This window comes from Kitasatospora sp. NPDC086801 (assembly GCF_044745805.1).
In the GTDB taxonomy this organism is placed as follows: domain Bacteria; phylum Actinomycetota; class Actinomycetes; order Streptomycetales; family Streptomycetaceae; genus Kitasatospora.
In genome coordinates, this window is record NZ_JBIVAX010000030.1 from 1 (window position 1) to 24287 (window position 24287).

A 24287-nucleotide genomic window follows, 5' to 3' on the forward strand; every position below is an offset into this window, starting at 1 on the left:
ACCACGCTCGTGCCTGAACCACGAGCAGTGACCAGCAAAGCCCAGTTCGACGCGACGATGCTGGAGCAGGACCGGAACCGGCCACACGGCAGCTGCGGCAAGCGCCGCAAACCGCGGAAAGCGTAGGCACCAGCAGCCCAAAGAGCGATCTACAGCTGGAGTACTAGCCCTGAAGCGGCGCCGGCAGCAGGGCGACGAGTCGGAGTGGCATGACCCGTGGGCGAAAAGCATCACCGGTACCGAATTGAATGATTCTCTTGCAGGGCCCGCAGATCCTGACGAGGAGACGCGTCGGCTGACGGTCCGGGCTGTGGAATCGCTGGACTGTGCACGTCCCGTCGAGCGGTATCCGATGCTGACCGCGATCTCGTCGAGGCCGGCGGTCCGGAGGAACCGGCGTCGGTCGGCCGCCCCGTCGTCGTCACGACCCGCCAGCGCCTGGTGCAGTGGAATTCGGCGGTCATATGTCGCATCGCAGTCTCGCGAGGTGCGCTCGGGTGTCCGGCGAAGGTCTCCTGAACTCCCAGGCCGGCATCGGGTCCGCCCGCGCGTCGGCATCGGTGGTGGTCGGGCGAATCGTCCGTGGCCGAGCGGAACATGACGAGCGTTGAGACGCCCACCCGTTGTGCGAAGTGGCATTTCGTGGCCTGTTCCAGCGGTCGGTACGGTCGGATTCATGGAGCGAAACTTTCAGACGGCCGAAGAACTCGCGGCCGCCCTGCGTGCCGGTGCCGTGACCTCCGCGGAACTGACCGACGAGGCGATCGCCCGTATCGAACGGGACGACGGTGCGATCAACGCGATCTGTGTGCCGGACTTCGACCGTGCACGGGCCGCCGCGCGCGCTGCCGACCAGGCGCGCGCCCGCGGTGAGGACCGGCCGTTGCTGGGCATTCCGGTGACGGTCAAGGAGTCGTACGACATCGCGGGGCTGCCCACGAGCTGGGGTATGCCGCCGCACCGGAACTTCGTGCCGGCCGAGGACGCGGTGCAGGTGTCGCGGCTCAAGGCCGCGGGCGCGGTGGTGCTCGGCAAGACCAATGTGCCCCTGGGGCTGCAGGACGTGCAGACCTTCAACGAGATCTACGGCACCACCAACAACCCGTGGGACCACCGTCGTACCTCGGGCGGATCCTCCGGCGGATCGGCGGCGGCCCTGGCGTCCGGATTCGGCGCGCTGTCCATCGGCTCCGACCTCGCCGGTTCGCTGCGCACCCCCGCACATTTCTGCGGTGTCTACGCGCACAAGCCGACACTCGGGCTGGCGGCGGGCCGCGGCATGGTCCCGCCGCCCGGGCCGGTCCTGCCGGTCGAGCACGACCTCGCCGTCGTCGGTCCGATGGCGCGCACCGCCCGCGACCTCACGCTCCTGCTCGACGTCATGGCCGGACCGGACCCGCTGACGCACGGGGTGGCGTACCACCTGACGCTGCCGCCCGCGCGCCACGAACGGCTCCGCGACTTCCGGGTCCTGGTCCTCGACGAGCATCCGCTCATTCCGACCGGGTCCGCCGTGCGGGCGGGCGTGAACCGGGTGGCCGACGCGCTCGTCGAGGGCGGCGCCCGCGTCGAACGGCACAGTCCGCTGCTGCCCGACCTGACCGAAGCCGCGGTGCTCTACACGCAGTTCCTGTTTTCGGGCTCCGTCGCACGTTTTCCCGTCGAAGCGCACGAGCAGTTGCAGGCCCGCGCCGCCGGACTGAGCGCGGACGACCGGAGCCTCGATGCGGCGCGGCTGCGCGGCATGGTGCTCAGCCACCGCGACTGGATCGAGGCGAACAGCCGTCGCGAGCTCCACCGCCATGGCTGGCGGCAGTTCTTCGCCGCGTTCGACGTCGTGGTGTGTCCCATCACGCCCACTCCCGCGTTCCCGCACGACCACAACCCCGACCTGATGAAGCGTCGGATCGACATCGACGGCGTCGAGTACCCGTACTTCGACCAGCTCGTCTGGGCCGGTCTGGCCACCATGCCCGGTCTGCCTGCCACCGCCATACCAGCGGGCCGGTCGCCCGAGGGCCTGCCGGTGGGAGTGCAGCTCATCGGTCCGATGTTCGAGGACCGCACTCCGCTGCGGCTGGCCGAGCTGCTGGAGCAGAAGATCGGCGGTTTCCAGGCGCCGAAGTAGGGGGCGTACCGCGGGGGAGCCTCCGCATGTGCGGAGGCGCTGCCCGCTCGCCGGACCCGAACCCTCCGAGCCGCGGTGCCTTCGCCGGTCTGTCGTGGATCCACGACGGACCGGCGAAGGCCCGGGGGCTCAGCCGAACCAGCGGGCGAGGGCGGTGTCGAGCGGGGTGCCGTCGGTGTCGGTCCAGGCGAGGTAGCCGTCGGGGCGGATCAGGAGGGCGCCGGCGCCGTCGACGTCCTCGTCGGTCTTCGCCATGACGTGCTCGACCCGGTCGGACCGGTGGCCGACCGACCGTCGCCTGCCGTCGAGGGAGAGCAGCAGGCCCCGGCCGGTGTGCAGCAGTCGGCTCGCCCGGGTCGGACCGTCCTCGGTGGTCAGGTCCACGTCGATCAGCCGGGGGCCGACGCCGGGGTACCGGAGGTCCAGGCCGGACATCAGGCCCGAGACGTACCGGTTGGTGTCGGGCAGGCGCAGCAGCTCGGTCACCAGCTCGCGGACCGTGCCGAGCTCCTCGTCCCGGCCGGGATTCATGATCACGGCCTGGGCGCGGGTGTGGCGCAGCACGCGCGCGGCGACCGGGTGCCGCTCCTCGTGGTAGCTGTCGAGCAGGCCGGCGGGTGCCCAGCCGTGGATCGTGCCGGCGAGCTTCCAACCCAGGTTGACCGCGTCCTGGACGCCCAGATTGACGCCCTGGCCGCCGATCGGCATGTGGATGTGCGCCGCGTCCCCGGCGAAGAGCACCCGGCCCTCGCGGTAGCGCTCGACCTGGCGCACGGCGTCGCCGAACCGGGAGGCGGCGCGCAGTTCGCCCAGTTCCGTGTCGGGGCCGTACACGGCGCGCAGCGCCTCGCGGACCTCGTCGGGGGAGACCGGTGTCTCGCGGTCCGGGCCCTCCCCGGAGAGCTTGCCGAACAGCAGCCGGTACAGGTCCGGGCCGATGGGGTGCAGGATCGCGTGGAAGCCCCCGGCCGACCGGGTGTACTGGCTGAAGTGCTTGCGCTCGGTGGGGACCGTCTCGGACCGGGAGGCGAGGGTGAGGTCGGCCGCCACGGCGGACATCCGGCGTTCCCGGCCGGGGAAGGGGACGCCCAGCAGCCGGCGGACGGTGCTGTGCCCGCCGTCGCACGCGACGAGGTAGCGGCCCCGGACCTCACCGCCGTCGGAGGCGCCGTCCGCGTGCCACTGGGCCGTGACCCCCTCCGCGTCCTGCGCGACCGCCGTCACCTCGTGGCCGCGGAGCACGGGCACGCCCTGCTCGCCGAGGAGCCGTTCGAGGTGGGCCTCCAGCCGGACCTGCGCAACGTTGACCGGGTGGGGGTACCGGGTGCGCCAGGGCCGGCAGTCCAGCTCGACCGGCAGGGTGGCGAAGTGCCCGCCGGTGGTGTTCTCGGACGGTTCCTGCGCGAGCAGCGGCTCCAGCAGCCCGCGTAGGTCGAGCACTTCGGCGGTGCGCGGCTGGAGTCCGCCCGCCCTGGACTGGGTGCTGTGGGTGAGCTGCTTCTCCATGACGACGACCGGTATCCCGGCCAGCGTCAGCTCGTACGCCAGCATCAGCCCGGTCGGGCCCGCCCCCACCACGATGACCTCGGTCCGCACGATGACCTCCCGAAAGAAGAAACTGAGTGCAATTCTGCACTCAGTCTACCACGAGGTAGACTGAGTGCATGAATCAGCGGATGGGCCTGCGGGAACGCAAGAAGGAACGCACCCGGGAGACGATCGCGGCGACGGCGATCCGCCTCTTCCTCGACAGGGGCTTCGACCAGGTCTCGATCACCGAGATCGCGGAGGCGGCGGAGGTCTCCCGGCGGACCCTCTTCGCGTACTTCCCGACGAAGGAGGACCTCGTGCTGCAGCGGTTCGCCGACCACGAGAACGAGGCGGCCCGGATCGTGCGCGCCCGACCCGCCGGACAGCCGCCGCTGGAGGCGCTGCGGGCGGCCCTGCTCGACGCCCTGGCACACCGCGATCCGAACACCGGCCTGTGCGACGACCCCGAGGTCATGGCCTTCCTCCGCATGATCGTCGGCACCGAGAGCCTGGCGGCGCGGATAACCCGCTACACGGAGCGCGGAAGCGACGCGCTGGCCGAGGCGCTGCTGGAGGCGGGCGTCGACCCGCTCGCCGCGCGCCTCGTGGCCGCCCAGGTGATCGTGGTGCAGCGGGAACTGGCGGTCATGAACCAGGAGTGCCTGGCGGACGGCGCGTCCGCCGACGACCGGCACCCGGAGGCCGTCCGCGCCGTCGAGCGGGCGTTCGACCTGCTGCGCGACGGGCTGGGGCAGCACGGCTAGGCATGTTGGTCGGGGGTCGGTGGTCGGCGAACCGTCGGTCGGCGCCGTCCGGCCGTTCCCGCTGTTCCCTCCGTTCCTGCCGTTCGCGCCGCTCGTGCCGCGACCTCGGCCCCTGCCGTAGACACCAGAACGGAGCGATGAGCGGAGCTCCGCAAAAAAGTCTCGGGCCGATGTCGATGTGGCCGCGTCCGCTCCGACGTCATGATGTGCGGCGCCTCGCCGCACGGTGACGCGACGAGACCTGGTGAGGGAACACGTGGATCAACTGCTCAGAGTCATGAACTTCAACGTCTCGAGTGACGGCATCGGTGCCGGTGAGCACCAGAGCCTTGAGAGGCCGTTCGGCTGTGACCGTCCCGAGAGGCTGTTCGCCTGGGCCGGGGCCACGGCGAGCTGGCCGATGCGTACGGATCCCGGGGGGAGCCGGGGCCTCGACGACTACTTCACGCGGGACTTCGCCCGTGACATCGGTGCCGAGATCATGGGCCGCAACAAGTTCGGGCCGCAGCGCGGGCCCTGGCAGGACCACGAGTGGCGCGGCTGGTGGGGTGACGAGCCCCCGTTCCGTACCCCGGTGTTCGTGATGACTCACCACGAGCGCCCGTCGTTCACGCTCTCCGACACCACGTTCCACTTCGTCGACGGTGACCCGGCCACGGTCCTCGCACGGGCACGGGAAGCGGCGGAGGGCAAGGACGTCCGGCTCGGTGGCGGGGTCACCACCATCCGGCAGTTCCTTGCCGCCGACCTCGTCGACACCATGCACGTGGCGGTCTCGCCGGTGAAGCTCGGGTCCGGACTTCGACTCTGGGAGTCCCCCGACGAGCTGCTCGACCGGTTCCACCTGGAGGTCGTGCCCAGCCCGAGCGGTGTTTCGCACCACCTGTTCTGGCGAAGGTGACGCGAGGGAGAGGGAGGGGGCGAGGGAGAGGAAGGGGTGACGCGAGGGAGAGGGAGGGGGCGAGGGAGAGGAAGGGGTGACGCGAGGGGGAGGGCGGGGGCGAGGGAGAGGACTGAAGGAGGCGCCTACGGGTGGTGGAGGGCGCGGGCGCGCGTCAGGTCGGCGGGCCCGTTCCGGCCGAGGTGGAAGAAGTGGTTCACCTGCCAGGCCTGTGTGCTGCGGGCTTGCCGGCTGGTCGTGGTCACCCACGGCGGGTAGACGCGGAACCCTCGTTTCCCGCCGGAGCCGTTGCGGGAGACGATGTCGCGCTCGCACAGCACCTCGCGCGGGAAGACGAACTGCCCGAAGCCGTCGTCGTCGTGGCAGCTGATGACGAAGAGGTCCACCCCGTCGCCGGCGTCGAAGGGCCGGATCGGCCCTTCCTCGGACCGCAGCCACACGGTGACGAACTGGCCCACCTTCGTCGGGGTGGTTTTGGCCACGCGGAACCGGACCGAGCGGCCGTCGATCGTGAACCCGCAAGCCGCGTACTCGGCGCTCTCCGGTTCGGCCACCGGCGGCGAACAGGCGAAACCGCTCGGGTCGTACACCTGTGCCTTCGCCGCCAGCAGGTCGCCGTGGAGCCCCGTCCAGGGCTGATCCGTCACCATCCCGTCATCCTGCCATCGCGATCACCGCACCCTGCACCGGAGGTGCCCCCTGTGCGGTGTCGGCGTGCGGGCCTTCGGGGCCCGGCCCGTACCCCCCGCCGTCCGAGGGGCGGCAGGGGGTACGGGCCGGGCGCGCGGCCGTCCGGGGCGGAGGTCAGCTCGGGAAGGGCCAGGTCGGGCACCAGGGCCAGGTGACCTGGCCCGGGTAGGGCGGGCCCCACGGCGGGCACTTGGGCAGGGGCGTCGTGGACTGGGCGGTGCTCCACAGGATCGTGCCGTTCAGCTGGACCGCGATGGCGCCCTCGTTGTAGACGGCCAGTTCGGCGCCGGGGTGGCCGCCGGTGTTGCTGGCCCACAGCGGGGTGTTGTCGGCGGCGTACACGACGAGGTTGCCGTCGCCCTGCATGACCAGGATGTTGCCGTTGGGGACGGCGCCCTTGGCGACCCAGATCGGGGTGGTGTCGCGGTACAGGACGACGTTGCCGTCGCCCTGCATGGCCAGCATGATGTGGCCGTTCGGCGAGTACCAGGCCTGGTTGCGGTTCAGCAGGCTGTTCATCGGGATGTGGGTCGGTTCGGACACCGCGGCGGCCACGGCTGCCGGAGCCACGGTGGGAGCGGCGGCCCGGACGGCCGGTGCGGCGTCGGCGGTGCCCGTGGCGAGGGCGCCGAACCCTATCGTGGCGAGGGCCGCCAGGGCGGTGACGCGGGAGCGGAGTCTGGACATGGGTGGGTGTGAAGTCCTTCCGGACGAAGCGGAGTTGACGGTGTGGCGGGGTTTCCTGCGGCGCCCGGCCCGGTGCGTCCGGCGCCGCGCCTCACGCTAGGGCCGCGGCGCGGCGCCGAGCGGCAGGTCCACCGGCAGCTTCCCGCCCGCCGGGCGTGACTCGGCAGGGTGCCGCCGCTCAGCAGCAGCCCCACTGCGGGGTGGGCGCGGTGGCCGGGGTCGCGGAGGAGCGGCCGGCGGGTGCGGGCGGGTGGATGGTGGTTCCTGCCTTGATCGTCTCGACGACCTCGATGTCGCGGATCGCCTCCGGGTCGACCGTCAGCGGATTGGCGCTGAGGATCACCAGGTCCGCGAGCTTGCCGACCTCGATGCTGCCCTTGCGGTCCTGCTCGCCGTACTGGTGGGCGGCGTTGAGGGTGATCGCGCGGACCGCCTCCAGGGCCGACACCCGCTGCTCCGGCCCGAGGACGACCTCGTCGGTGCGGGTGCGCCGGGTCACCTGGCTGGACAGCACGGCGATCGAGTCGGGCAGTGCCACCGGTGCGTCGTGGTGCGAGGTGTAGCGCAGGCCGCGGTCGAGCGCCCAGCGGGCGGGGGAGATGACGGCCGCCCGCTGCTCGCCGAGGACGGTCCCGCGGTACCAGTCGCCCCAGTAGTAGGTGTGCATGGAGAAGAAGGACGGCACGATCCCCAGCCGGGCGAACGCCTCGACCTGGTCCTCGCGGGCGGTCTGCGCGTGGATCGCCACGGTCGGCCGCCGGCCCGGCCCGGCCGCCTCGACCGCCCGGAGGAACTGGTCGATCGCCGCGTCGCCGTTGACGTGCGCCAGGACCTGCCAGCCCCGCTCGACCGCCGTGCTGACCTGCTTGGCCACCACCGCGTCGTCCGGCTCCGCCGGGTACCCGCAGTAGTCCTCGGGCTGCCCGGCCGGCGGCGTCAGGTACGGCTCGGTGAGCCACGCCGTGCGCCCCTGCGGCGAGCCGTCCAGCACCAGCTTCACCCCGGCCGCGCGGACGCCGCCCACGTACTCGTCGCTCACCCCGATCGGGTCGTCCAGTGCGGAGGAGGTCGCCTCGCCGGCCTTCACGTACGCGACCACGTCGACGCCGAACGGCACGGCGGCGGCGGTGTCCCGCAGCGCCTTGAGGTTGGCGAGGGTGGTGCCGCCCTCCTGGACGGTGGTGAAGCCGAAGCTCGCCGCCGTGGCGGCGCCGGTGATGAACAGCATCAGCTGTTCCCGTTCCGGCAGCCCCGCGAGCGCAAGGTCCGAGGCCGGGGTGAACGCCTTCTCCTCCAGGACCCCGTCGGGCTCGCCGTACGCGGGCGGGACGGCGAGTTCGCGCCGCCGGATCACCCCGCCCTCGGGGTCGGGCGTGGCGGCCGAGTAGCCGAGCCGCTTCAGGCCGAGACTGTTCACCGCGCCGAGGTGGAAGGACTGGTGGACGGCGAGTACCGGGCGGTCCGTGGACACCTCGTCGAGGTCATCGCGGGTGGGGTGGCGGCCCTCGGTGAGCATCGCGTCGTCGTACCCGAACCCGACGATCCACTCGGAGTCCGCGCCCACCGGGCTCTCGGCCCAGGCGCGCAGTTTGTCCTTCAGCGAGCCGAGGTCGGTGACATCGCCGTCCGGCGCGGCCAGCAGGTTGGCGATGGTGGCCTGGAGGCCGATGCCGCCGAGGTGCCCGTGCGCGTCGACGAACCCGGGCAGGAGGGCGCGGCCCTCAAGGTCCCGGACGACGGTGTCCGGGCCGCTCCACTGGTTCAGCGCCTCCTGCCGGGGGCCGACGAAGACGATCGTGCCGTCCTTGACGGCCACGGCCTCGGGCCGGGCGTCGCCGTTGGCGCTCCCGGTGCTCCCGGTGCTCCCGGTGCCCCCGGCGCCGTCGGCGCCGTCGGTGCGCTCGGCGTTCTCGGTGCGCTCGGTGTTCTCGGCGACGGTGACGATCTCGCCGCCGTGGAGGATGAGGTCGGCCTGCTGGGCCATGCGGGCTCCCGTTGGTAGGGGGGTGGCGCCCCGCTCCTACCCACTGTGATCGCGGTATCACCTTCTGCGGCCGGCTCGTCGGCGTGGCGCTCCCGCCGGGTGCCGGGCGCCGGGCGCTCCGAACCGGGGTTGACCGGCCGGCGCGGGCCGCCCCCCCCCGGGCCGCCGCCCGGGCCTGCGTGAGATCGGTGAAAGGCCGTTGCCCGCAAGGTGGTTGCGGGTGTCTCAGCGCTGTTCCTCCGGGCGGCCCTCCAGCTCCCAGCGGGTGTGGAAGGTCCCGTCCCGGTCGACCCGGTGGTAGGTGTGCGCGCCGAAGAAGTCCCGCTGGCCCTGCACCAGTGCGGCCGGAAGGCGCTCCGCCCGGAGGCCGTCGTAGTAGGCGAGCGCGGTCGCGAAGCCGGGGGCGGGCACCCCGAGTTGGGCCGCCGTCGAGACGACCCGCCGCCACGCCGACTGCGCGGAGCCGAGCGCCTCCCGGAAGTGCGCGTCGGTCAGCAGCGTGGGGAGCTCCCGGTCCGCCTCGTACGCGGCCCTGATCCGGTCCAGGAACCGGGCCCTGATGATGCAGCCGCCGCGCCAGATCGCGGCCATCTCACCAGGGTCGATCTGCCAGGAGTACTCCGCGCTGCCGGCCTGGATCTGGTTGAAGCCCTGGGCGTAGGCCACCATCTTGGAGGCGTACAGCGCCTGCTCGACATCGTCCGCGAACCGGTCCGCCGCCGCGCTGTCGAGCCAGGTCTCGGTGGGGCCGGGCAGCCCCTGCCCGGCCTGCCGGAGCGGCACGCTGCCGGACAGCGCCCGGGCGAAGACGGCCTCGGCGATCCCGCTCACGGGCACGCCGAGCTCCAGCGCGCTCTGGACCGTCCAGCGGCCGGTGCCCTTCTGCTCGGCCTGGTCCAGCACGACGTCGACGAAGGGCTTCCCGGTCGCCGCGTCGGTGTGGGCGAGGATCTCGGCGGTGATCTCGATCAGGTAGGACTCCAGACGCCCGCCGTTCCAGGCCCGGAAGACCTCGGCGATCGCGTCGGGCTGCAGTCCGGCTCCGTGCCGCAGCAGGTCGTACGCCTCGGCGATGAGCTGCATGTCGGCGTACTCGATCCCGTTGTGGACCATCTTGACGAAGTGGCCGGCGCCGTCCGGTCCGACATGGGTGCAGCAGGGCTTGCCGTCGACCTTGGCCGCGATGTCCTCCAGTAGCGGTCCCAGGGCCCGGTAGGCCTCAGGGGTGCCGCCGGGCATGATGCTCGGCCCCTCCAGTGCGCCCTGCTCACCACCGGAGATCCCGCTGCCCACGAAGTGCAGTCCGCGTTCGCGCAGGGCCGCCTCCCGCCTCCTGGTGTCGAGGAAGTGCGCGTTCCCGCCGTCCACCACCACGTCGCCCTCGTCGAGCAGCGGCACCAGCTCGTCGATGACCGCGTCGGTCGGGGCCCCGGCCTTGACCATGATCACGATCAGGCGGGGGCGTTCCAGGGCCGCGACGAACTTCTCCGTGGTCTCGGCGGCCACGAAATCGCCCTCGTGCCCGAACTCCTCCAGCAGTGCCGTGGTCCGCGCCTGCGTGCGGTTGTGCACGGCCACCCGATAGCCGTGGCGGGCGAAGTTCCTGGCCAGGTTGCGGCCCATCACGGCCAATCCGGTGACGCCGATCCGGGCCGGTGACTGCTCGGTCATGGCGGGAGTCTCCAAGGGGTCTCAGGGGTCTCAGGGGTCGGGGGGCTCGGGGCTCGGGGCTATCGGGATCGAGGGACTGTCGGGATCGCGGAGGTCGGTGACGCGCGTCGGTGAGGCGCGTCGGTGAGGCCGCGGGAGGCGGGCGGCGGCCGAGCCGCCCTCGGCCCTGCGCCCGTTGTCCTCCGTCCTCCGCCCTCCGTCCTCCGCCCTGTTCCTACTCCGCGGAGAGCGCGAGGATCTCGTCCTCGGGAAGCTCGACGTACTCCTCCCCCTCCACCTGGATCTCCGATCCGGAGAGCCTGTTGAAGAGGACCTTCTCGCCGACCTTGACGTCCACCGGGTGCGGCTTGCCGCTCTCCAGTTGCCGGCCGGGTCCTACCGCTACCACCTCGCCCTTCCACCTCTCCGGGTCCTGCGGGGTCGACTCCCTGATCGGCTTGACGATCAGATGATCGTGCTTCGGGTGGAAGTCGGGCATGGCATGGTCCTCTCACGTAGGCGCGCCTGCGGCGCAGCCGGGGCCACCCCCACACATTGATTCTGCCGAGGTTCGCGGTTCCCGCACCCGAACGGAAACGGGGCGCGGGAGAACGGGACCCGCCCATGAGCCGCGGGCCGGGGCGAGCGGGTCCGGCGTGTCGATGCCGATCCGCGTCCTCGTCCGCTCGAAGTCCACGTACCCACGCGGCGGCTTCCCGCTGCCCGCCCGCCATCGGCCCCGCGCTCCCCGGTCGGCCACTGCCGGTGGCGGCGGCCGAGTTGCCGGGCCAGGCATGCTCCGTTCGGGTTGCGGGGCGGCTGGCGGCTCTCAGCCGCCGGGCGTTCAGGGCCGCGCTCGGTGTGTTCCAGCCGGAGCGCGGTGGCTCCGGTCGGCTACTGCATCCGTGCGGCGTGCGGGTGTTCCGGCGCCACCGGGCAGGCGAAGACCTGCTGGTTGTACCCGTCGCCGATGGTGATCATGGTCGGTGTCGCCGGGCCGGGGTGGACGGTGTCCCCGGACAAGGCGGCCCGGTCCTCGTACGGGGTCCAGCTGTGGATGTCCGCGCGCCGCTCCTTCGTGGCGACGGTCAGCATCGGTTCCATCCGGCTGCCGCAGACGCGGCAGTACTGGGGAGCGGGATCGGTGAAGCTCCAGGGCGCCCAGCCACCCCCTCTCTGTCAGCCTTTGGGTCAGACCCCGCCCGGAAGGCGCTCGTGAACATCATCACTGTCAGCCCTCGTGGACCGGCTGCCCGGCGGCGGGCAGGGCTTCGCCCGTCTCCAGCAGTGTCTTGAGGCTGGAGAGGATGGCCGGCCGGCCCTGGCTGCACATCGAGTGCAGGGTCCCGGAAGGGGCGAAAGCAGCGCCGGTCCCTGGGGTCGGTGGCACGTTGCTTGCCGTTCGACGGTCGACCGGCTGACGGGGACAGTCAGCCAGGTCTTCTCGTCCGGATCACGCCGCGCGCCCGGCGTGATCCGAAGGAGCACGCCGGGCCTCGGCCCGGCGTGCTCATCCTCGGCTGGAGGTTGGTGAGCACCCGGCGGCCGGTGGGCGGTGGGCGGCGTCCTGCGGAATGCTGTCCTGTCGCGCCCGAAGGCGGGCGGCAGGAGCAGGGGCTGCCGGTGGGTGGCGTGTTGAGCGTCGTCGGCGCGCGTGCGGGCGCGGCGCAGGTCCCGCAGGCTGCGGTTGCCCGCGATGTCGATGATGGTGTCGTAGCGTCGAGGGCCGGTGAGGAAGCCTCGCGGGTGTAGTCGATGACGTGGTCGGTGCCCAGTGCTCGTACGGCGTCGAGTTCGGGAGCTGACGAGCCGCCGGCGACCACGTCCTGCGCGCCCTCGCCGCCCGCGTCGTCGGCCGCATCACCGAACTGCGCACCAGCCGAAGTCAGCGCGGGTTGGCGGTGAGCAGCCCGGTCCCGAGGGAGGTGAGGGAGTGGACGACGCGTTGTCCGTCGCGGATTGATGTGATCATCCCGGCCGCGCGCAGGGTGGAGGCGTGCTGGGAGGCGGCCGGGGCGCTCACCCCGAGGCGGACGGCGAGTTCGGTGGTGGTGCATCCCGTGCCGATCGCCCGCAACGCGGCGGCCTTCCCTTTGCCGATGAGCGAGGTCAGGCCGTCGACGTCGGCGGGCGGCCTCAGGACGGTGTCGGAAGCGGTGTAGGCGAACAGGGGCTGCTGCCATGGGCTCGCGATCGCCAGGGAGAGCATGCCGCCGAGGAACAGGTTGGGGGACAGGACCAGCCCGGGGGCGGCGGTGCGTTCCAGCTGCTCCGGAACGGCCGGGGCGAGGCCGAAGAGGGTGAATTCGAAGCAGGTGGGGTCACTGAAGGCCGTGTGGATGCCGGCCAGCATCCTGCCCGTCCCCTGGTCCCCGATGATGCCTCGGCGCATGCCGATGTCGGCGTTGAGCAGCTTGGCCATGTCGGGCCAGTCGTCGGCCAGGCAGGTGCTGTAGAGGGCGTGGGCCGCGCGCAACAGGCGGTTCAGCTGCGAGGTGCCGCCGTCGAGCAGTTGTGCCACGGGCCTCGGCATGGGGCCCAGTTCGGCGTACCGGGCCAGTTCTCCGTGCACCTGCTCGGCGCTGACCGCGCTGATGACGTCGAGTTCGTCGGCGATCGACACGCCGCCCGGGACCAGCGGTATCGGGGGAGTGAGGAAGTCCGGGATGTAGAGCTGGTTGGCCGTGACCAGTTCGATCAGGGGCAGGGCACGGGCCGGTACGCGGGAGCGGACCGCGCGCCACCACCGGCGGGCCGGCAGTGGAGCTCCGCTGTTCTGCTGGAGTCCGATCAGCCACCGGCGGGCCGGCAGCGGAGCCCCGCCGTCCCGCTGGAGTCCGACCAGCAGGTGCTGTATCGGCGAGATCGCGAACCGTACGTTGGCCAAGTCCCGTGCCCCGAACGCCACAGCCACTCGCATGCTTCCCGTTCCCCCTCGGTCCGCTTAAGGCCAGAACTTCATAGCTGTCCGTCCACGCAAGCGTCAAGCAGCATCTCTCACAGACGCCACCGCGGGGGACGCCCGCAGGCCTCGCGGGCGAGCGGTGGTGCTCGCACGTTCGCACCGGCCCGAACTCCGGTGGCGCGGGCGCCGCTGCACGGACAGGCACGGGAGCCCATGCGCCCGGCCCGGAGAGGGAGAAGAAATGCGGAAGACGAATGCCAGGTCGAAGGCGGCCGCCGCCGTGCTCGCGATCGGATTCACGGTCGGAGGCGTCGCGATGGCCGCGCCGGCGAACGCGGTCACCAGCGGCACCTACTGCGGGGCCACGCAGCAGTACGCCGGGGACGTCTACGCCCAGGCGTGCCTCGTCGTGAGCGGGTACTCCGTGTACCCGTCGATCCATGTCACCAACCACGGCAACCACACGGTCACCGGGACGACCTGGATCAACCACCTCGGTGCCTACGAGGACTACGCCACCTGTAGTGGCATGACGGCGAGCGACCCCGGAGCCTGGTGCAACGCGGGCTGGGACTGGATCGGCAGCAACGGCTACGCCCAGGCCCAGGGCTCGCTCGTCATCGACGGCGTCTCGTACGGCAAGGTCTTCTCGCCGTCCGAGTACATCAACTAGTCCGAGGGGTGAGTGGGGCCGACGGCAGTGTCCTCGGCCCCACTCTCTGGCCTCGGCCGATCCGGTGGCGGCGCCCGGTGTACGCCCGTCACGTGCCACCTGTCACCCGCCACCCGTCGGCCTGACCGCCTGACCGCCTGACCGTCGGACCGTCGGACCGTCGGACCGACACGTCCAGGCCTCGACCGCGCTCCGACCGCGCTCCGACCGCAAGCGCGTCCGAGCCGGTGCCGTCAGCGTGATGGGTGGTCAATGGCCGGTTCTTAAGGACTTCTTAGGAGTACTCCGTATCACTGTGTCATGCACACCGGTACTCATACGTCATCCCTTGCGGGCCCCGCGCGCCGGTACGTTCCGCGCGCCGTTCTCGTCCTCGCCGTCGCCACCGCGCTGGTGTCCGGAACCGTGGCGAGCGCCACCGGCAGCTCCGCCGCCTCGCAGGTGCGGGTCCATGGCGGGCGCGTCGACGTGCCCGTACGCGGCGGCACCGCCAGCATCAATGCGGCCACGCTGCGGGCCGAGGTCCGGACCGAGGACGGGCGGGTGGTCCTGCTCTCCGCTCCGGCCGCCCAGGGGCTGGGCAGGGCGAGCGACCCGGTCAGGACGGCGGACGGCGCCGGCTGGTCGTATCCGGAGAAGGGCCTGCGGGCCGAAGTCCGCGCCGATCACGGCCGGTTGCTGGTCACCCTCACCGGCACCGGCGGCGACACTTCGGTGCGGTGGCCGGTGACCGCCACCGATCCGGCCGCCGCCGAGGTCCAGCTTCCGCGCGGCGAGGGGCTGTCCGTCCCCGTCGACGACCCGTTCTGGAACTCCGCCGACGGCGCGCTGGTCGGCGAGGAGCAGGAGCTGAGCTCGCAGCTGTCCATGCCGATGTGGGGCTACACGCTCCGCGCGGGCCGGGCCGGCGTCAGCTACATCGTCCCCACCGACATCGGCACGTCGCTGACGTTCGCCTCCCAGGACGGGCGGCTGCGGGCCACGGCCGAGCACGGGTTCGCCGCCGGGAACGGCACCGGCGCGTACACCGTGGCCTTCTCCCTCACCGACGGCTCCCCGGTGGCCCCGGCCGTGGACTACCGCAACTGGCTCGCGGAGCACGGGCAGCTCGGCAGCCTGAGCGAGAAGATCAAGCAGAACCCGCAGACCGCGAAGCTGCTCGGGGCCTTCCACGCCTACGCCTGGGGCGGCGCGCGCCGGGCCGCCTACCTCGACCGGCTCAAGGAGCTGGGCGTCTCCCGGCTCTGGCTCGGCTACGACTCGGACGACTCCCCGATGACGAGCGGGGACGTCAAGGCCGCCGAGGCCGCCGGCTATCTGGTCGGGCCGTACGACTCCTTCGCCAACGGCCAGGAGAAGACGGAGGATTCGTCCCCCAACACCGTCTGGCCGGACGACGTCTACCCCCGGTTCTGCGTCCTCAGGGCCGACGGAACGCCGCAACCCGGCTTCCGCGGGAAGGGCTGCTACCTCAGCTCGCAGGCCTTCGAGCAGGCCGAGCCGCAGCAGCACTACCTGGCGGACCGCACCCGCTCACTGGTCGCCAACGGTGCCGACAGCTACTTCCTCGACGTGGACGCGGCGGGCGAACTCTTCCGGGACTTCGACCCCGGCCACGCGATGACCACGGACGAGGACCGCACCAACCGGCTCGCCCGGATGCGGCGCCTGACGGACGGCTCGTACGACGCGTCTACGGGCCGGCAGGCCCCGCTGGTCCTGGGCTCGGAGTCCGCCGGCTCCTGGGCCAACGAGGTGCTGGCCTTCGACCACGGCTCGGGCACCCCGGTGGACGGGCGGCTGTGGGCGATGGAGACCGGACACTTCGACAACCGGCCGCAGGACCCCAAGGACGACGGCGCCTGGGGCGGCTACGCCCCGGACCAGGCCGCCGCCACCTTCTTCAAGCCGGTGCGGACCACCGACTTCAAGCCCGAGCACCAGGCCCGGGTGGCCGCCGCCCTGAAGGCGATGTACGACCCGCGGTACCGGGTGCCGCTGTACGAGACGGCGCTGCACGGTTCGCTGGTCAACGTCGAACGCTGGGAACTGCCCTTCGGCAAACTGCCGGAGCAGAAGACCACGCGTGCGCTGCTGGCGATGCTCTACAACACCCCGCTCAACTTCGTGCTCAGCGACAAGGACCCGCGCGACGGGCAGAACCTGCGGGAACTGGCCTCCCTGCAGCAGTACTTCGCGCCGCTGCACCAGGCGGCCGGCACCCGGCAACTGACCTCCTTCCGTTGGCTGACCGGCGACCACCTGGTGCAGCGGACCGTCTTCGGCGACGGCACGCTGACCGTCACCGCCAACTTCGGCACCACGGCCCACGACGGCCTCCCGGGCGGCTGCGTGGACGCCACCCTGCGCGGGCGCCCGGGCACGCAGCGGCTCTGCCCGGGTGACGTGGTCTCCTGAACCGTGCCTGACGGGTGCTCGGGCCGCTGGTCGCCGCCCGCACCGACCAGCGGCCCGCGAAAGCCGGTCCTCACCGGCCGTGTCTCGCCGGTCGGAGGGGAACGGACCGACTGTACGAGGCCTGAGATCAGGTCGTGACGGAGGCGCCATGACGACCGGGAGCCGCGAGTACCCGGTCGAGTGTCACAGTCCGGTCCTCGTCATGTCCTGACGATTGTGACGCTGTGGGTGCCACCGGATGGGGCTGGTGGATCGTCATGTGGTGTGTCCAGTAGGGCAGTACGTCAGTACGCATCGTCATCGGGGAGTCATCATGTCCGTTCGTCGCCGTCGTCCGCTGTTCGTCTGTGCTGTCCTCGTCGTGGGGGCGGGGCTCGCGTTGACCGCTTGCGGGCCTGACAATGCCGACTCGGCCGGTGCGTCGAAGGTCTCCTCGCCCGCCGCGGTGGCCGTCTCGTCGCCGCCGGCGGGTGCCCCGGTCACGGGTGCGCCGAGTGCGGGTGCGTCGAGTGCGGCGGGTGCCCCGGCTACGGGGGCGGCATCGCATGCCGCCACGGGTGCGGCGCGCACGCCGTCCGGTTCGGGTGCGTCAGGCAGCGCCCGGCCCGGTGGCGATGGCGCGGCCGCCTCCTCCGCGAGTCCGTGTGACATCCAGAACCTCTCGATCCATGTGACGGCGCGTGCCGGGGCGCCGAGCCAGCGGGTGATCGAGGTCCGTAACACCGGTGCGAGCGCGTGCAGTCTGAGTTCCTCCCCGAGTGTCGACCTGGGCAACTCCACCGCCCGTGACCGGAGCGGCAACATCAGGCCGGTGCTGGCCAGCGGCACGCTGCGGTTCCCGGTTCCGGCGGGTCGGAGCGCCTACGCCGTGATCGACCTCGACCCGAGCGGCGCCACCACCGGTACCGCTTCCGGCATCAACGAGCTCAACGTGCTGGCCGACGGCGACGACACCAACATGCCCCTCGCCAACACCCAGAACTTCCCGCTCACCGAGGGTGTGCGGGTCTTGAACCCCCACATGGGCATCTACCGCGCCACCGAGGCGGAAGCCGCCACCTCCATGACCAACGCCGGCAAGTAACCCCCACCACACTCCCAGCGGCCACTGGCCGGGCTGGGTGCACGGCTCCTACCAGCGCGGGCTGAATGAGCCGTTCACCCAGCTGACCGGCCCGTACCGGGCACGAGGATCAGCGCAGGGTCGCCACCGCCCCGCCTCCGGCGAGGGTTTTGCGCATGCCGTCGTCCGGATGATGAGGTGGTGCGGTGACCAACGGTGACCAACCATCATGATGCGGCTGCTGTGCGGCCGTTGACACTGGCTTGGGTGAGCCGACACCTGGAGGTCGGTGAACGGATCGTCGGAGCCGAGGCGCTGCACGGCGGCATCACCGCCGAAATGCGGAGGCTGACCATCGCCACGCGGGGCGGAGGCACCCGTGACCTGGTGCTGCGGACCTTCGTCGACCCGTTCTACGCGGGGCACGCCGAGGACTGGCTGACCAGGGAGGCCGGCGCCCTGGCGCTGCTCACGGGGAGCGGTGTGCCGGCTCCCGGACTGGTCGCGGTCGATCCGAGCGCCGCGCACTGCGAGTATCCGTCGCTCCTCATGACACATCTGGCGGGCCGGACGGTCCTCGACGACGAGGGAGTGGAGACGCGCGTTCCTCTCCTGGCCCGTCAACTCGTGGCGATCCACGCGGTGCGACCCGCCGAGCGGCCCCGGGAGTACGTGGCGTTGACGACCGCCGACAGCGTCGTGACGCCGAAGGGCGCCGACGCGGCGGCGTGGGCCGCGGCGATCGACGTGATCCGCAGGCCCGCGCCGCCCTACGAAGGACGCTTCCTGCACCGGGACTTCCAACCCGGCAACGTGCTGTTCGACGTGCCGCCCCCGAGCCCGGAAGATCCCCGGATCACGGGCGTCGTCGACTGGGCACAGACCTCCTGGGGCCCGGCGGACCTCGATGTCGCGCACTGCTCCACCAATCTCGCGCTGCTGCACGGCCCGGCGTGGGGTCTGCGGTTCGCCGAGGCGTACGAGGAGGCCGGCGGGGTGCTGGCCGCGGCCGCGAGCGAGCGGCTGTACTGGCGGGTGCGGGACGGGCTGGCGTGCTCGGAGGAAGTGCGGTCGGTGGCGCAGCCATGGCGGGAGGCGGGGAGGGCGGAGCTGACGAGGCGAGTCGTGGCGCAGCGCCTGGACGCCTACGTCACCGCCCTGATGGACGCGCTGGGCTGAGCGGAGGCGGTCCGGGGCGCGGGCACGGCGGCGAACCGCCGCCGCCGGCGCCCTACCTCGATGCGAACAGCGGCGTCGCCCGCCGTCACCACCACTCACCAGAACGACGCCCGCGCCAACGCCGGGAACCGGGGGAGCGGTTCGCCGACAGCCCCGGGGCGGACCGCTCCGACGCGGGGGCCTCGGGCGGTTCGCTCGTCCTCGATGAGTACATCGCAAACAGATCTCTAGACACAATTGGTTTGTCATGCAAACCTTGCCGATATGACGACTCCTCATCCTGTGCCGTCCCCAGGCGACCCCCGCCACCTCCTGGCCATGAAGCGGGCCCTGGTCCACCGCGTCCGTCGTGAGCAGCGCGGCGCCTGGTTCCCCCTCCTCGTCTTCGCCGCCGTGCGGTTCGGCGCGGCGCCGGTGGTCCGCTACGGCCAGGGCGACCACCCCGGCGACCTGCCGCCGGCGATGTGGTACTGGCCGGTGGCGCTGGTGCTCGCCTATGCCGCGATCAGCTGGTTCTACCTGCGTCGTTCCGACCGGCTCGGCCTGGGTACCCGGGTCGGACCGTACCTGGCGCTGGGAATCGTCCTGGTCGTGCTCATCACCGTCTACGTGGCGTGGAGGGCCACGCACCCGGGGTTCCTCGCCGATCTCCACGGACCGTCGCCCGTCGTCCTGTTCCTCGACAAGGTGGTGAGCCCGGCCGGCACCATCGGCCTGGCGCTGCTGCTGCTCGCCCGGATCGAGCGCAGCTGGCCGCTCCTCGCCGTCACCTGCGGGTACCTGGGCATCATGCTCGGTTCCGGCAGCCTTCCCGACCCGTCGCCGTGGGGCTTCCTCCCGGGCCTCCTGCTCGAGGGAGGTGTGCTGCTGCTCGGCGGAGTCGGCCTCGCCCTGCTGCAACGGGTCCAGGGGCGGTCGGCGGCATGACCGAACACCCCACCAGCAGCCTCGACGATGTCGTGCACCAACGCGTCCGCCTGGGCATCCTCTCGGTGTCCAAGGAGGCCCGGCGGGTGGAGTTCACGTTCCTCCGCAGCACGCTCGGTCTCACCGCCGGCAACCTCTCCCAGCACCTCGGGGTCCTGGAGAAGGCAGGTCTGGTCACGATCGACAAGGGTTACGAGGGCAAACGCGCCCGCACCTGGATCCAGCTCACCAAGGCCGGCAAGAAGGCCCTGCACGACGAGATCGCGACGCTCAAGACCCTGATCCACCAGCTCGAAGGACCCGGCGCGCCCGCAGGACCCGGGGCGTACGAAGGACCCGGGGCGTACGAAGGACGCGACGGGGAAGCCGACCCCGGTTCCGCAGCTGCTCCCGTACCGGGCTGAGCCCTTGGTCCAACCTCGCAGGTCACTCGCCCTGCGCGGTCTGCGGTTCCTTCCGGGACAGCGGAGGCGGCCGTTCTCCCCGCTTCGAGATGCCGAGCCACGAAGCGCCGGAGAATGGCCGTTGCGGGTGTGCGGCCCCTCGGCCCGGGGGTCGTTTCTGCGCGCGTCCCCCCCCACGGAAACGTCAGGCAAGCCGCAGTACGAGCCGACCGGTGGCGCGGTCAGCCGGCGGCGCGCTCCGGACAGGCGGCGGGGGCCGGGTCGTGGGGTAGGTCGCGGTTGCGGGGCTCGGGGAGGCAGGTGGCGGCGATGGCTGCCAGTGCGTAGGCGAGCCCTGCGAAGAGGGCGATGCTCGCCGCGAGTCCGAGGCGTCCGGAGAGGTGGCCGACGAGGGCGGGGAAAGCGGCGCTGACGATGCGGCCCAGGTTGTAGCAGAAGCCCTGCCCGGTGCCCCGGACGCGGGTGGGGTACAACTCCGCGAACAGTGCGCCCAGTCCGCCGGGGATGCCGGCCGAGAAGAAGCCGAGCGGCGCGCCCGCGATGAGGGTGCCGAGATCGTCAAGTGGCAGCAGCAGATAGGGAATGAGGGTCACGAGACAGCACAGGGCGAAGAAGACGACGTTCCGGCGGCGGCCGATCCGGTCGGAGAGCCACCCGGATGCGAGGTAGCCGAGGAACGAGCCGGCGATGAAGACCGCGAGGTGCCCGCCGCTGCTCATCACCGACAGGTGCCGGGTGGTGTGGAGGTAGGTGGGCAGGAAGGTGGTGAGGGCGTAGTAGCCGCCGTGGCTGCCGAGTCCCAGCAGGGCGCCGAACACGGTGACCCTCAGCAGGCCGGGGCGGAAGATCTCCGTCGGCGACGCCGCTTCCCGCCGCCGTTGGTCGCCCGTGGGGTCGGCGATCCCGCGGCGGAGGGCGAGCACCAGCAGGGCGGGCAGCACGCCGAGCCAGAACATCGCCCGCCACGCCCAGTCCTGCGGGAGGACGGCGACCAGCACCGAGTAGGCGGCGAGGGTGAAGGCCCAGCCGACGGCCCAACCGCTCTGCACCGCCCCGAGGGCCCTGCCCCGGTACCGCGTGGTCACGTACTCGCTGATCAGCACCGCGCCCGCGGCCCACTCACCGCCGAAGCCGATGCCTTGCAGGCAGCGGAAGGCCAGCAGGGACTCGAAGCCGTTGGCGAAGCCGACGAGCGCGGTCGCCACCGCGTACCAGGCGATGGTGAAGCGCAGGACGGTCACCCGGTCCCACCGGTCGGAGGCCATTCCGGCCAGCCAGCCACCGAGCGCGGTACTGATCAGGGTGACCGAGGAGGCCAACCCGCCCTGGCCGTTGGTGAGATGCCACAGCGCGGTGAGGGTCGGCAGCACCAGGCCGTAGATCTGCGCGTCGGCCCCTTCCAGCGCCCAGCCGCCGAAGGTGGCCCAGAACGCCCGCCGGCCCGCGGGCGACGTCGAGCGGTACCACTGACGCATGCTCGCTCCTTACCTGTTGCCGTTGCCGATGCGGTAGCGGTAGCGGTAGCGGTAGCGGAAGCCGGCGGCCGGCGCGGCACGGCAGCAGTGCCTGTGCGGCACCGGCCGTTCTGGCCGTGAGCACGTCAGTACGTCGTCGAACATGCAGGCCAATATGACAGTCAGTCAGGTGAAGGTCCAGAGGCCCCTGGACCTACCATCGGCGAGTGATCTGCGAACCGGCCGAGTCGGTGGACACCCACGCCTTCCCGCATCGTGGAAGTGCTCGGCTGACGTCTCCGCAGGCCGGGCCCCGTGTTGCACCCGGTCGAATGTCACAGTCCGGTCCTCGTCATGTCCTGACGATTGTGACGCTGCGGGTGCCACCGGATGGGGCTGGTGGATCGTCATGTGGTGTGTCCAGTAGGGCAGTACGTCAGTACGCATCGTCATCGGGGAGTCATCATGTCCGTTCGTCGCCGTCGTCCGCTGTTCGTCTGTGCTGTCCTCGTCGCGGGGGCGGGGCTCGCGTTGACCGCTTGCGGGCCTGACAATGCCGACTCGGCCGGTGCCTCGAAGGTCTCCTCGCCCGCCGCGGTGGCCGTCTCGTCGCCGCCGGCGGGTGCCCCGGTCACGGGTGCGCCGAGTGCGGGTGCGTCGAGTGCGGCGGGTGCCCCGGCCACGAGGGCGGCATCGCATGCCGCCACGGGTGCGGCGCGCACGCCGTCCGGTTCGGGTGCGTCAGGCAGCGCCCGGCCCGGTGGCGATGGCGCGGTCGCCTCCTCCGCGAGTCCGTGTGACATCCAGAACCTCTCGATCCATGTGACGGCGCGTGCCGGGGCGCTGAGCCAGCGGGTGATCGAGGTCCGTAACACAGGTGCGAGCGCGTGCAGTCTGAGTTCCTCCCCGAGTGTCGACCTGGGCAACTCCACCGCCCGTGACCGGAGCGGCAACATCAGGCCGGTGCTGGCCAGCGGCACGCTGCGGTTCCCGGTCCCGGCGGGCCGGAGCGCCTACGCCGTGATCGACCTCGACCCGAGCGGCGCCACCACCGGTACCGCTTCCGGCATCAACGAGCTCAACGTGCTGGCCGACGGCGACGACACCAACATGCCCCTCGCCAACACCCAGAACTTCCCGCTCAACGAGGGTGTGCGGGTCCTGAACCCCCACATGGGCATCTACCGCGCCACCGAGGCGGAAGCCGCCACCTCCATGACCAACGCCGGCAAGTAACCCCCACCACACTCCCAGCCCCCACACACCACCGGAACCCGCTGCGCCGCGCTCGATCCGGCGACAGCGCGGGGCGGGGCACCGGTAGCGCAACCACGGACTCGTCGAGAGGCACGCCATCCCCGCGTGCGAGGGGCCGGCCTGCCCGAGCGTTCAGCGGGCGTCGGCTTCCTCGATCAGGTACTGGAGCTCGTCGAAGACCTGGAGCACGACGACGACCAGGACGTGGTCGGCGACCATGAACTCCACCACGACACCGGGTGCGGCGTAGGCCTTGCGCAGGTGCTCGTCGGGCCCGATCGGTGCGGTCGCCGTCTTGTGGTACGGGTCACGGGCCAGGACGCCCAGTGCACGTTCCAGGAGTTCACGACGCTCGGCGGGCAGGGTGTCGATCGTCGCCTTCGCCTCGACGGTGTACTGCACGCGGTACGTCATGTCCGACACGATAGCCGGGACAGCGTCCGAACGGGGGACTCCGGTCCGCTACCGGGGAGGAGCAGGTGACCGCCCAGCCGCACCGGAGGTCGGCCACGGGGATCCGCGCAGGAGAGCAGCACGTGGGCACGGCGCAGGCCGGCCGTCGACGCGCTGCTCACCTGCGGTGCTCACCTGGTGATGTCGCCGTCCGGCACGTCCCGGACGGTGACCTCCTGGCCCTGTCGGCCCAGGAGCTCGGCCACCACGTCACCGATCCCCTTCGCGTCGCCCGTCGGTTCGGGGGCGGACCCGTCGGTGTACTGCTCGATGGCCTTCTCGAAGTACGAGGGGTTCCAGGCCCCGACGGCCCCGCTGACGTCGACGGCCTTCACCCGCCGGCCGCCGACGGCACGCCTGATGGCCGGAAGGATCTCGTCCGAGCGGTACTTCCCCGGGACCTGGAACAGGCTCGCATGGCCGCCGACCTTGCCGCCGTCCCGCAGGTAGACGGTGACGACCAGGCAACTGGTCACCGACGGGTAGGTGATCGTCCCGCGTGGACCCACCTCGCGGACCTCGCCCTCGGTGATCGAGGCGCTGGTCGCGGCCGACGCCCGCCGCACGGCCGCGGGCGCACCGGCCTGCCGCACCCCGGCCACCGGGCCGGACGCCCGGGCCTCCAGGTCCAACGCATGGCCGAACCCGGTGAGGTCCTCGGCCTCGGGGGCCCTGCCGAGCCCGGCCCCGACGGAGTTCACCGCCTCGGTGGAGGCCGGGCCGTGCGCCGCCTCGCCGGACCTCGGCCAACCGGTCGACGCCCCGTCGCCCCCGCCTGCCGCACAGGCCGCCAACACCAGCGCCGCGCCGACGGCCAGACCGGCCCTTCCCACGCACCGCTCGGACACCGCGAACTTCATGACCCCACACCCCAGCAAACCGGTCTGCGCACACCCGCGCACGCGCGCGGCGACACATCGTCCCGAGCACGAACGATCTCGTCAACTCGTACCTGGTGTTCACTCTCGGCAGGGTCGCCTCCGGTCGCGCGGCAGTGACCAGCCGAGTTGCCTCCGGAACGCCCGGGCAGACGCCCTCGGGACGTGGTCACGGAGTCCCGGGCCCGCCTTCCCGGTGGAGGTCGGCCTCGCCGACCAGGGCGAGGCCGCGTTCCTTTGACGCGCGCTCCGTCCGCCGGCAGTCGGCGGACAGGCTGCTGGCCGCCGCGGTGTCGCCCTCGATAGCCGCGTTGCGCGCGGCGAGCGCGGCATGTGGGTCGG

The 24287-nt window shown here is 71.8% G+C and carries 22 protein-coding genes; 10 read left to right on the forward strand and 12 right to left on the reverse strand.

The genetic code is table 11. The annotated features are described in order from the left end of the window. Positions 1–676 precede the first annotated feature (676 nt). Entirely contained in the window at positions 677–2128 is a 1452-nt protein-coding gene (locus tag ACIPLC_RS26505; RefSeq protein ID WP_400475594.1) for an amidase, read from the forward strand. Between the two features lie 129 nt (positions 2129–2257). Here ACIPLC_RS26505 and ACIPLC_RS26510 read toward each other — a convergent pair whose 3' ends face one another. After that, a complete protein-coding gene (locus ACIPLC_RS26510) occupies positions 2258–3724 on the reverse strand; it encodes an FAD-dependent oxidoreductase (RefSeq protein WP_400475515.1) in 1467 nt (488 codons plus the stop codon). A gap of 68 nt (positions 3725–3792) precedes the next feature. Between ACIPLC_RS26510 and ACIPLC_RS26515 the strand changes: the two genes are divergently transcribed. Further along, positions 3793–4422: a TetR/AcrR family transcriptional regulator gene (locus ACIPLC_RS26515; RefSeq protein ID WP_400475516.1), complete on the forward strand. Its 630-nt coding sequence runs from the start codon at positions 3793–3795 to the stop codon at positions 4420–4422. Positions 4423–4678: 256 nt separating this feature from the next. After that, positions 4679–5323 carry a dihydrofolate reductase family protein gene (locus ACIPLC_RS26520; RefSeq protein WP_400475595.1) on the forward strand — a complete coding sequence of 215 codons (645 nt, stop codon included), beginning with the start codon at positions 4679–4681 and terminating at the stop codon, positions 5321–5323. Between the two features lie 125 nt (positions 5324–5448). Here the strand turns inward: ACIPLC_RS26520 and ACIPLC_RS26525 are convergent, their stop codons facing one another. The 7 genes from ACIPLC_RS26525 to ACIPLC_RS26555 form a co-directional block, all read right to left on the reverse strand. Continuing rightward, positions 5449–5973: a MepB family protein gene (locus ACIPLC_RS26525; protein WP_400475517.1), complete on the reverse strand. Its 525-nt coding sequence runs from the start codon at positions 5971–5973 to the stop codon at positions 5449–5451. A 154-nt stretch (positions 5974–6127) separates the two neighbouring features. Beyond that, positions 6128–6700, reverse strand: a complete 573-nt coding sequence (locus ACIPLC_RS26530; RefSeq protein ID WP_400475518.1) for a hypothetical protein — start codon at positions 6698–6700, stop codon at positions 6128–6130. A gap of 178 nt (positions 6701–6878) precedes the next feature. Continuing rightward, entirely contained in the window at positions 6879–8684 is a 1806-nt protein-coding gene (locus ACIPLC_RS26535) for an amidohydrolase (protein WP_400475519.1), read from the reverse strand. Between the two features lie 225 nt (positions 8685–8909). Next, complete coding sequence (gene gndA / locus ACIPLC_RS26540) at positions 8910–10355, reverse strand: NADP-dependent phosphogluconate dehydrogenase (RefSeq protein ID WP_400475520.1); 1446 nt, start codon at positions 10353–10355, stop codon at positions 8910–8912. A gap of 214 nt (positions 10356–10569) precedes the next feature. Beyond that, complete coding sequence (locus tag ACIPLC_RS26545) at positions 10570–10833, reverse strand: co-chaperone GroES (RefSeq protein WP_400475521.1); 264 nt, start codon at positions 10831–10833, stop codon at positions 10570–10572. Between the two features lie 395 nt (positions 10834–11228). After that, on the reverse strand, positions 11229–11429 hold the full coding sequence (locus tag ACIPLC_RS26550) for a hypothetical protein (protein ID WP_400475522.1): 201 nt from the start codon (positions 11427–11429) through the stop codon (positions 11229–11231). 790 nt (positions 11430–12219) lie between these two features. Beyond that, the gene (locus tag ACIPLC_RS26555; RefSeq protein ID WP_400475523.1) at positions 12220–13254 is read right to left on the reverse strand and encodes an ArsR/SmtB family transcription factor; all 1035 of its coding nucleotides are present in this window, start codon (positions 13252–13254) and stop codon (positions 12220–12222) included. Positions 13255–13480: 226 nt separating this feature from the next. Between ACIPLC_RS26555 and ACIPLC_RS26560 the strand changes: the two genes are divergently transcribed. The 6 genes from ACIPLC_RS26560 (at position 13481) to ACIPLC_RS26585 (ending at position 19903) form a co-directional block, all read left to right on the forward strand. Beyond that, positions 13481–13912 (forward strand): hypothetical protein, encoded by a 432-nt coding sequence (locus ACIPLC_RS26560; protein WP_400475524.1) that lies wholly within the window; start codon positions 13481–13483, stop codon positions 13910–13912. A 300-nt stretch (positions 13913–14212) separates the two neighbouring features. Further along, on the forward strand, positions 14213–16330 hold the full coding sequence (locus tag ACIPLC_RS26565) for a glycoside hydrolase (RefSeq protein ID WP_400475525.1): 2118 nt from the start codon (positions 14213–14215) through the stop codon (positions 16328–16330). Between the two features lie 670 nt (positions 16331–17000). Further along, the gene (locus tag ACIPLC_RS26570) at positions 17001–17414 is read left to right on the forward strand and encodes a hypothetical protein (protein WP_400475526.1); all 414 of its coding nucleotides are present in this window, start codon (positions 17001–17003) and stop codon (positions 17412–17414) included. A gap of 246 nt (positions 17415–17660) precedes the next feature. Then, positions 17661–18572 carry a phosphotransferase family protein gene (locus tag ACIPLC_RS26575; protein ID WP_400475527.1) on the forward strand — a complete coding sequence of 304 codons (912 nt, stop codon included), beginning with the start codon at positions 17661–17663 and terminating at the stop codon, positions 18570–18572. Positions 18573–18890: 318 nt separating this feature from the next. Beyond that, entirely contained in the window at positions 18891–19499 is a 609-nt protein-coding gene (locus ACIPLC_RS26580) for a hypothetical protein (protein WP_400475528.1), read from the forward strand. After that, a complete protein-coding gene (locus ACIPLC_RS26585; protein WP_400475529.1) occupies positions 19496–19903 on the forward strand; it encodes a winged helix-turn-helix domain-containing protein in 408 nt (135 codons plus the stop codon). Before ACIPLC_RS26580 ends, ACIPLC_RS26585 begins: the two co-directional genes overlap by 4 nt. Positions 19904–20124: 221 nt before the next feature. Here ACIPLC_RS26585 and ACIPLC_RS26590 read toward each other — a convergent pair whose 3' ends face one another. Together ACIPLC_RS26590 and ACIPLC_RS26595 are read right to left on the reverse strand one after the other, a co-directional pair. Next, positions 20125–21378 (reverse strand): MFS transporter, encoded by a 1254-nt coding sequence (locus ACIPLC_RS26590; protein WP_400475530.1) that lies wholly within the window; start codon positions 21376–21378, stop codon positions 20125–20127. 9 nt (positions 21379–21387) lie between these two features. Then, a complete protein-coding gene (locus ACIPLC_RS26595; protein ID WP_400475531.1) occupies positions 21388–21522 on the reverse strand; it encodes a hypothetical protein in 135 nt (44 codons plus the stop codon). A gap of 657 nt (positions 21523–22179) precedes the next feature. Here ACIPLC_RS26595 and ACIPLC_RS26600 point away from each other — a divergent pair. After that, a complete protein-coding gene (locus ACIPLC_RS26600; protein ID WP_400475532.1) occupies positions 22180–22593 on the forward strand; it encodes a hypothetical protein in 414 nt (137 codons plus the stop codon). A gap of 153 nt (positions 22594–22746) precedes the next feature. Here the strand turns inward: ACIPLC_RS26600 and ACIPLC_RS26605 are convergent, their stop codons facing one another. Together ACIPLC_RS26605 and ACIPLC_RS26610 are read right to left on the reverse strand one after the other, a co-directional pair. Continuing rightward, positions 22747–23028, reverse strand: a complete 282-nt coding sequence (locus tag ACIPLC_RS26605; RefSeq protein WP_400475533.1) for a hypothetical protein — start codon at positions 23026–23028, stop codon at positions 22747–22749. A 170-nt stretch (positions 23029–23198) separates the two neighbouring features. Further along, positions 23199–23927 (reverse strand): hypothetical protein, encoded by a 729-nt coding sequence (locus tag ACIPLC_RS26610; protein WP_400475534.1) that lies wholly within the window; start codon positions 23925–23927, stop codon positions 23199–23201. Between the last annotated feature and the right edge of the window lie 360 nt (positions 23928–24287).

What these genes read in the sequence shown, in the direction of transcription:
- ACIPLC_RS26505 (WP_400475594.1), top strand. Translation starts at nt 677, where the DNA reads ATGGAGCGAAACTTTCAGACGGCCGAAGAACTCGCGGCCGCCCTGCGT.
- ACIPLC_RS26515 (WP_400475516.1), top strand. Translation starts at nt 3,793, where the DNA reads ATGAATCAGCGGATGGGCCTGCGGGAACGCAAGAAGGAACGCACCCGG.
- ACIPLC_RS26525 (WP_400475517.1), bottom strand. Translation starts at nt 5,973, where the DNA reads ATGGTGACGGATCAGCCCTGGACGGGGCTCCACGGCGACCTGCTGGCG.
- ACIPLC_RS26530 (WP_400475518.1), bottom strand. Translation starts at nt 6,700, where the DNA reads ATGTCCAGACTCCGCTCCCGCGTCACCGCCCTGGCGGCCCTCGCCACG.
- ACIPLC_RS26535 (WP_400475519.1), bottom strand. Translation starts at nt 8,684, where the DNA reads ATGGCCCAGCAGGCCGACCTCATCCTCCACGGCGGCGAGATCGTCACC.
- gndA (WP_400475520.1), bottom strand. Translation starts at nt 10,355, where the DNA reads ATGACCGAGCAGTCACCGGCCCGGATCGGCGTCACCGGATTGGCCGTG.
- ACIPLC_RS26545 (WP_400475521.1), bottom strand. Translation starts at nt 10,833, where the DNA reads ATGCCCGACTTCCACCCGAAGCACGATCATCTGATCGTCAAGCCGATC.
- ACIPLC_RS26550 (WP_400475522.1), bottom strand. Translation starts at nt 11,429, where the DNA reads ATGCTGACCGTCGCCACGAAGGAGCGGCGCGCGGACATCCACAGCTGG.
- ACIPLC_RS26555 (WP_400475523.1), bottom strand. Translation starts at nt 13,254, where the DNA reads ATGCGAGTGGCTGTGGCGTTCGGGGCACGGGACTTGGCCAACGTACGG.
- ACIPLC_RS26560 (WP_400475524.1), top strand. Translation starts at nt 13,481, where the DNA reads ATGCGGAAGACGAATGCCAGGTCGAAGGCGGCCGCCGCCGTGCTCGCG.
- ACIPLC_RS26565 (WP_400475525.1), top strand. Translation starts at nt 14,213, where the DNA reads ATGCACACCGGTACTCATACGTCATCCCTTGCGGGCCCCGCGCGCCGG.
- ACIPLC_RS26580 (WP_400475528.1), top strand. Translation starts at nt 18,891, where the DNA reads ATGAAGCGGGCCCTGGTCCACCGCGTCCGTCGTGAGCAGCGCGGCGCC.
- ACIPLC_RS26585 (WP_400475529.1), top strand. Translation starts at nt 19,496, where the DNA reads ATGACCGAACACCCCACCAGCAGCCTCGACGATGTCGTGCACCAACGC.
- ACIPLC_RS26590 (WP_400475530.1), bottom strand. Translation starts at nt 21,378, where the DNA reads ATGCGTCAGTGGTACCGCTCGACGTCGCCCGCGGGCCGGCGGGCGTTC.
- ACIPLC_RS26595 (WP_400475531.1), bottom strand. Translation starts at nt 21,522, where the DNA reads ATGTTCGACGACGTACTGACGTGCTCACGGCCAGAACGGCCGGTGCCG.
- ACIPLC_RS26605 (WP_400475533.1), bottom strand. Translation starts at nt 23,028, where the DNA reads ATGACGTACCGCGTGCAGTACACCGTCGAGGCGAAGGCGACGATCGAC.
- ACIPLC_RS26610 (WP_400475534.1), bottom strand. Translation starts at nt 23,927, where the DNA reads ATGAAGTTCGCGGTGTCCGAGCGGTGCGTGGGAAGGGCCGGTCTGGCC.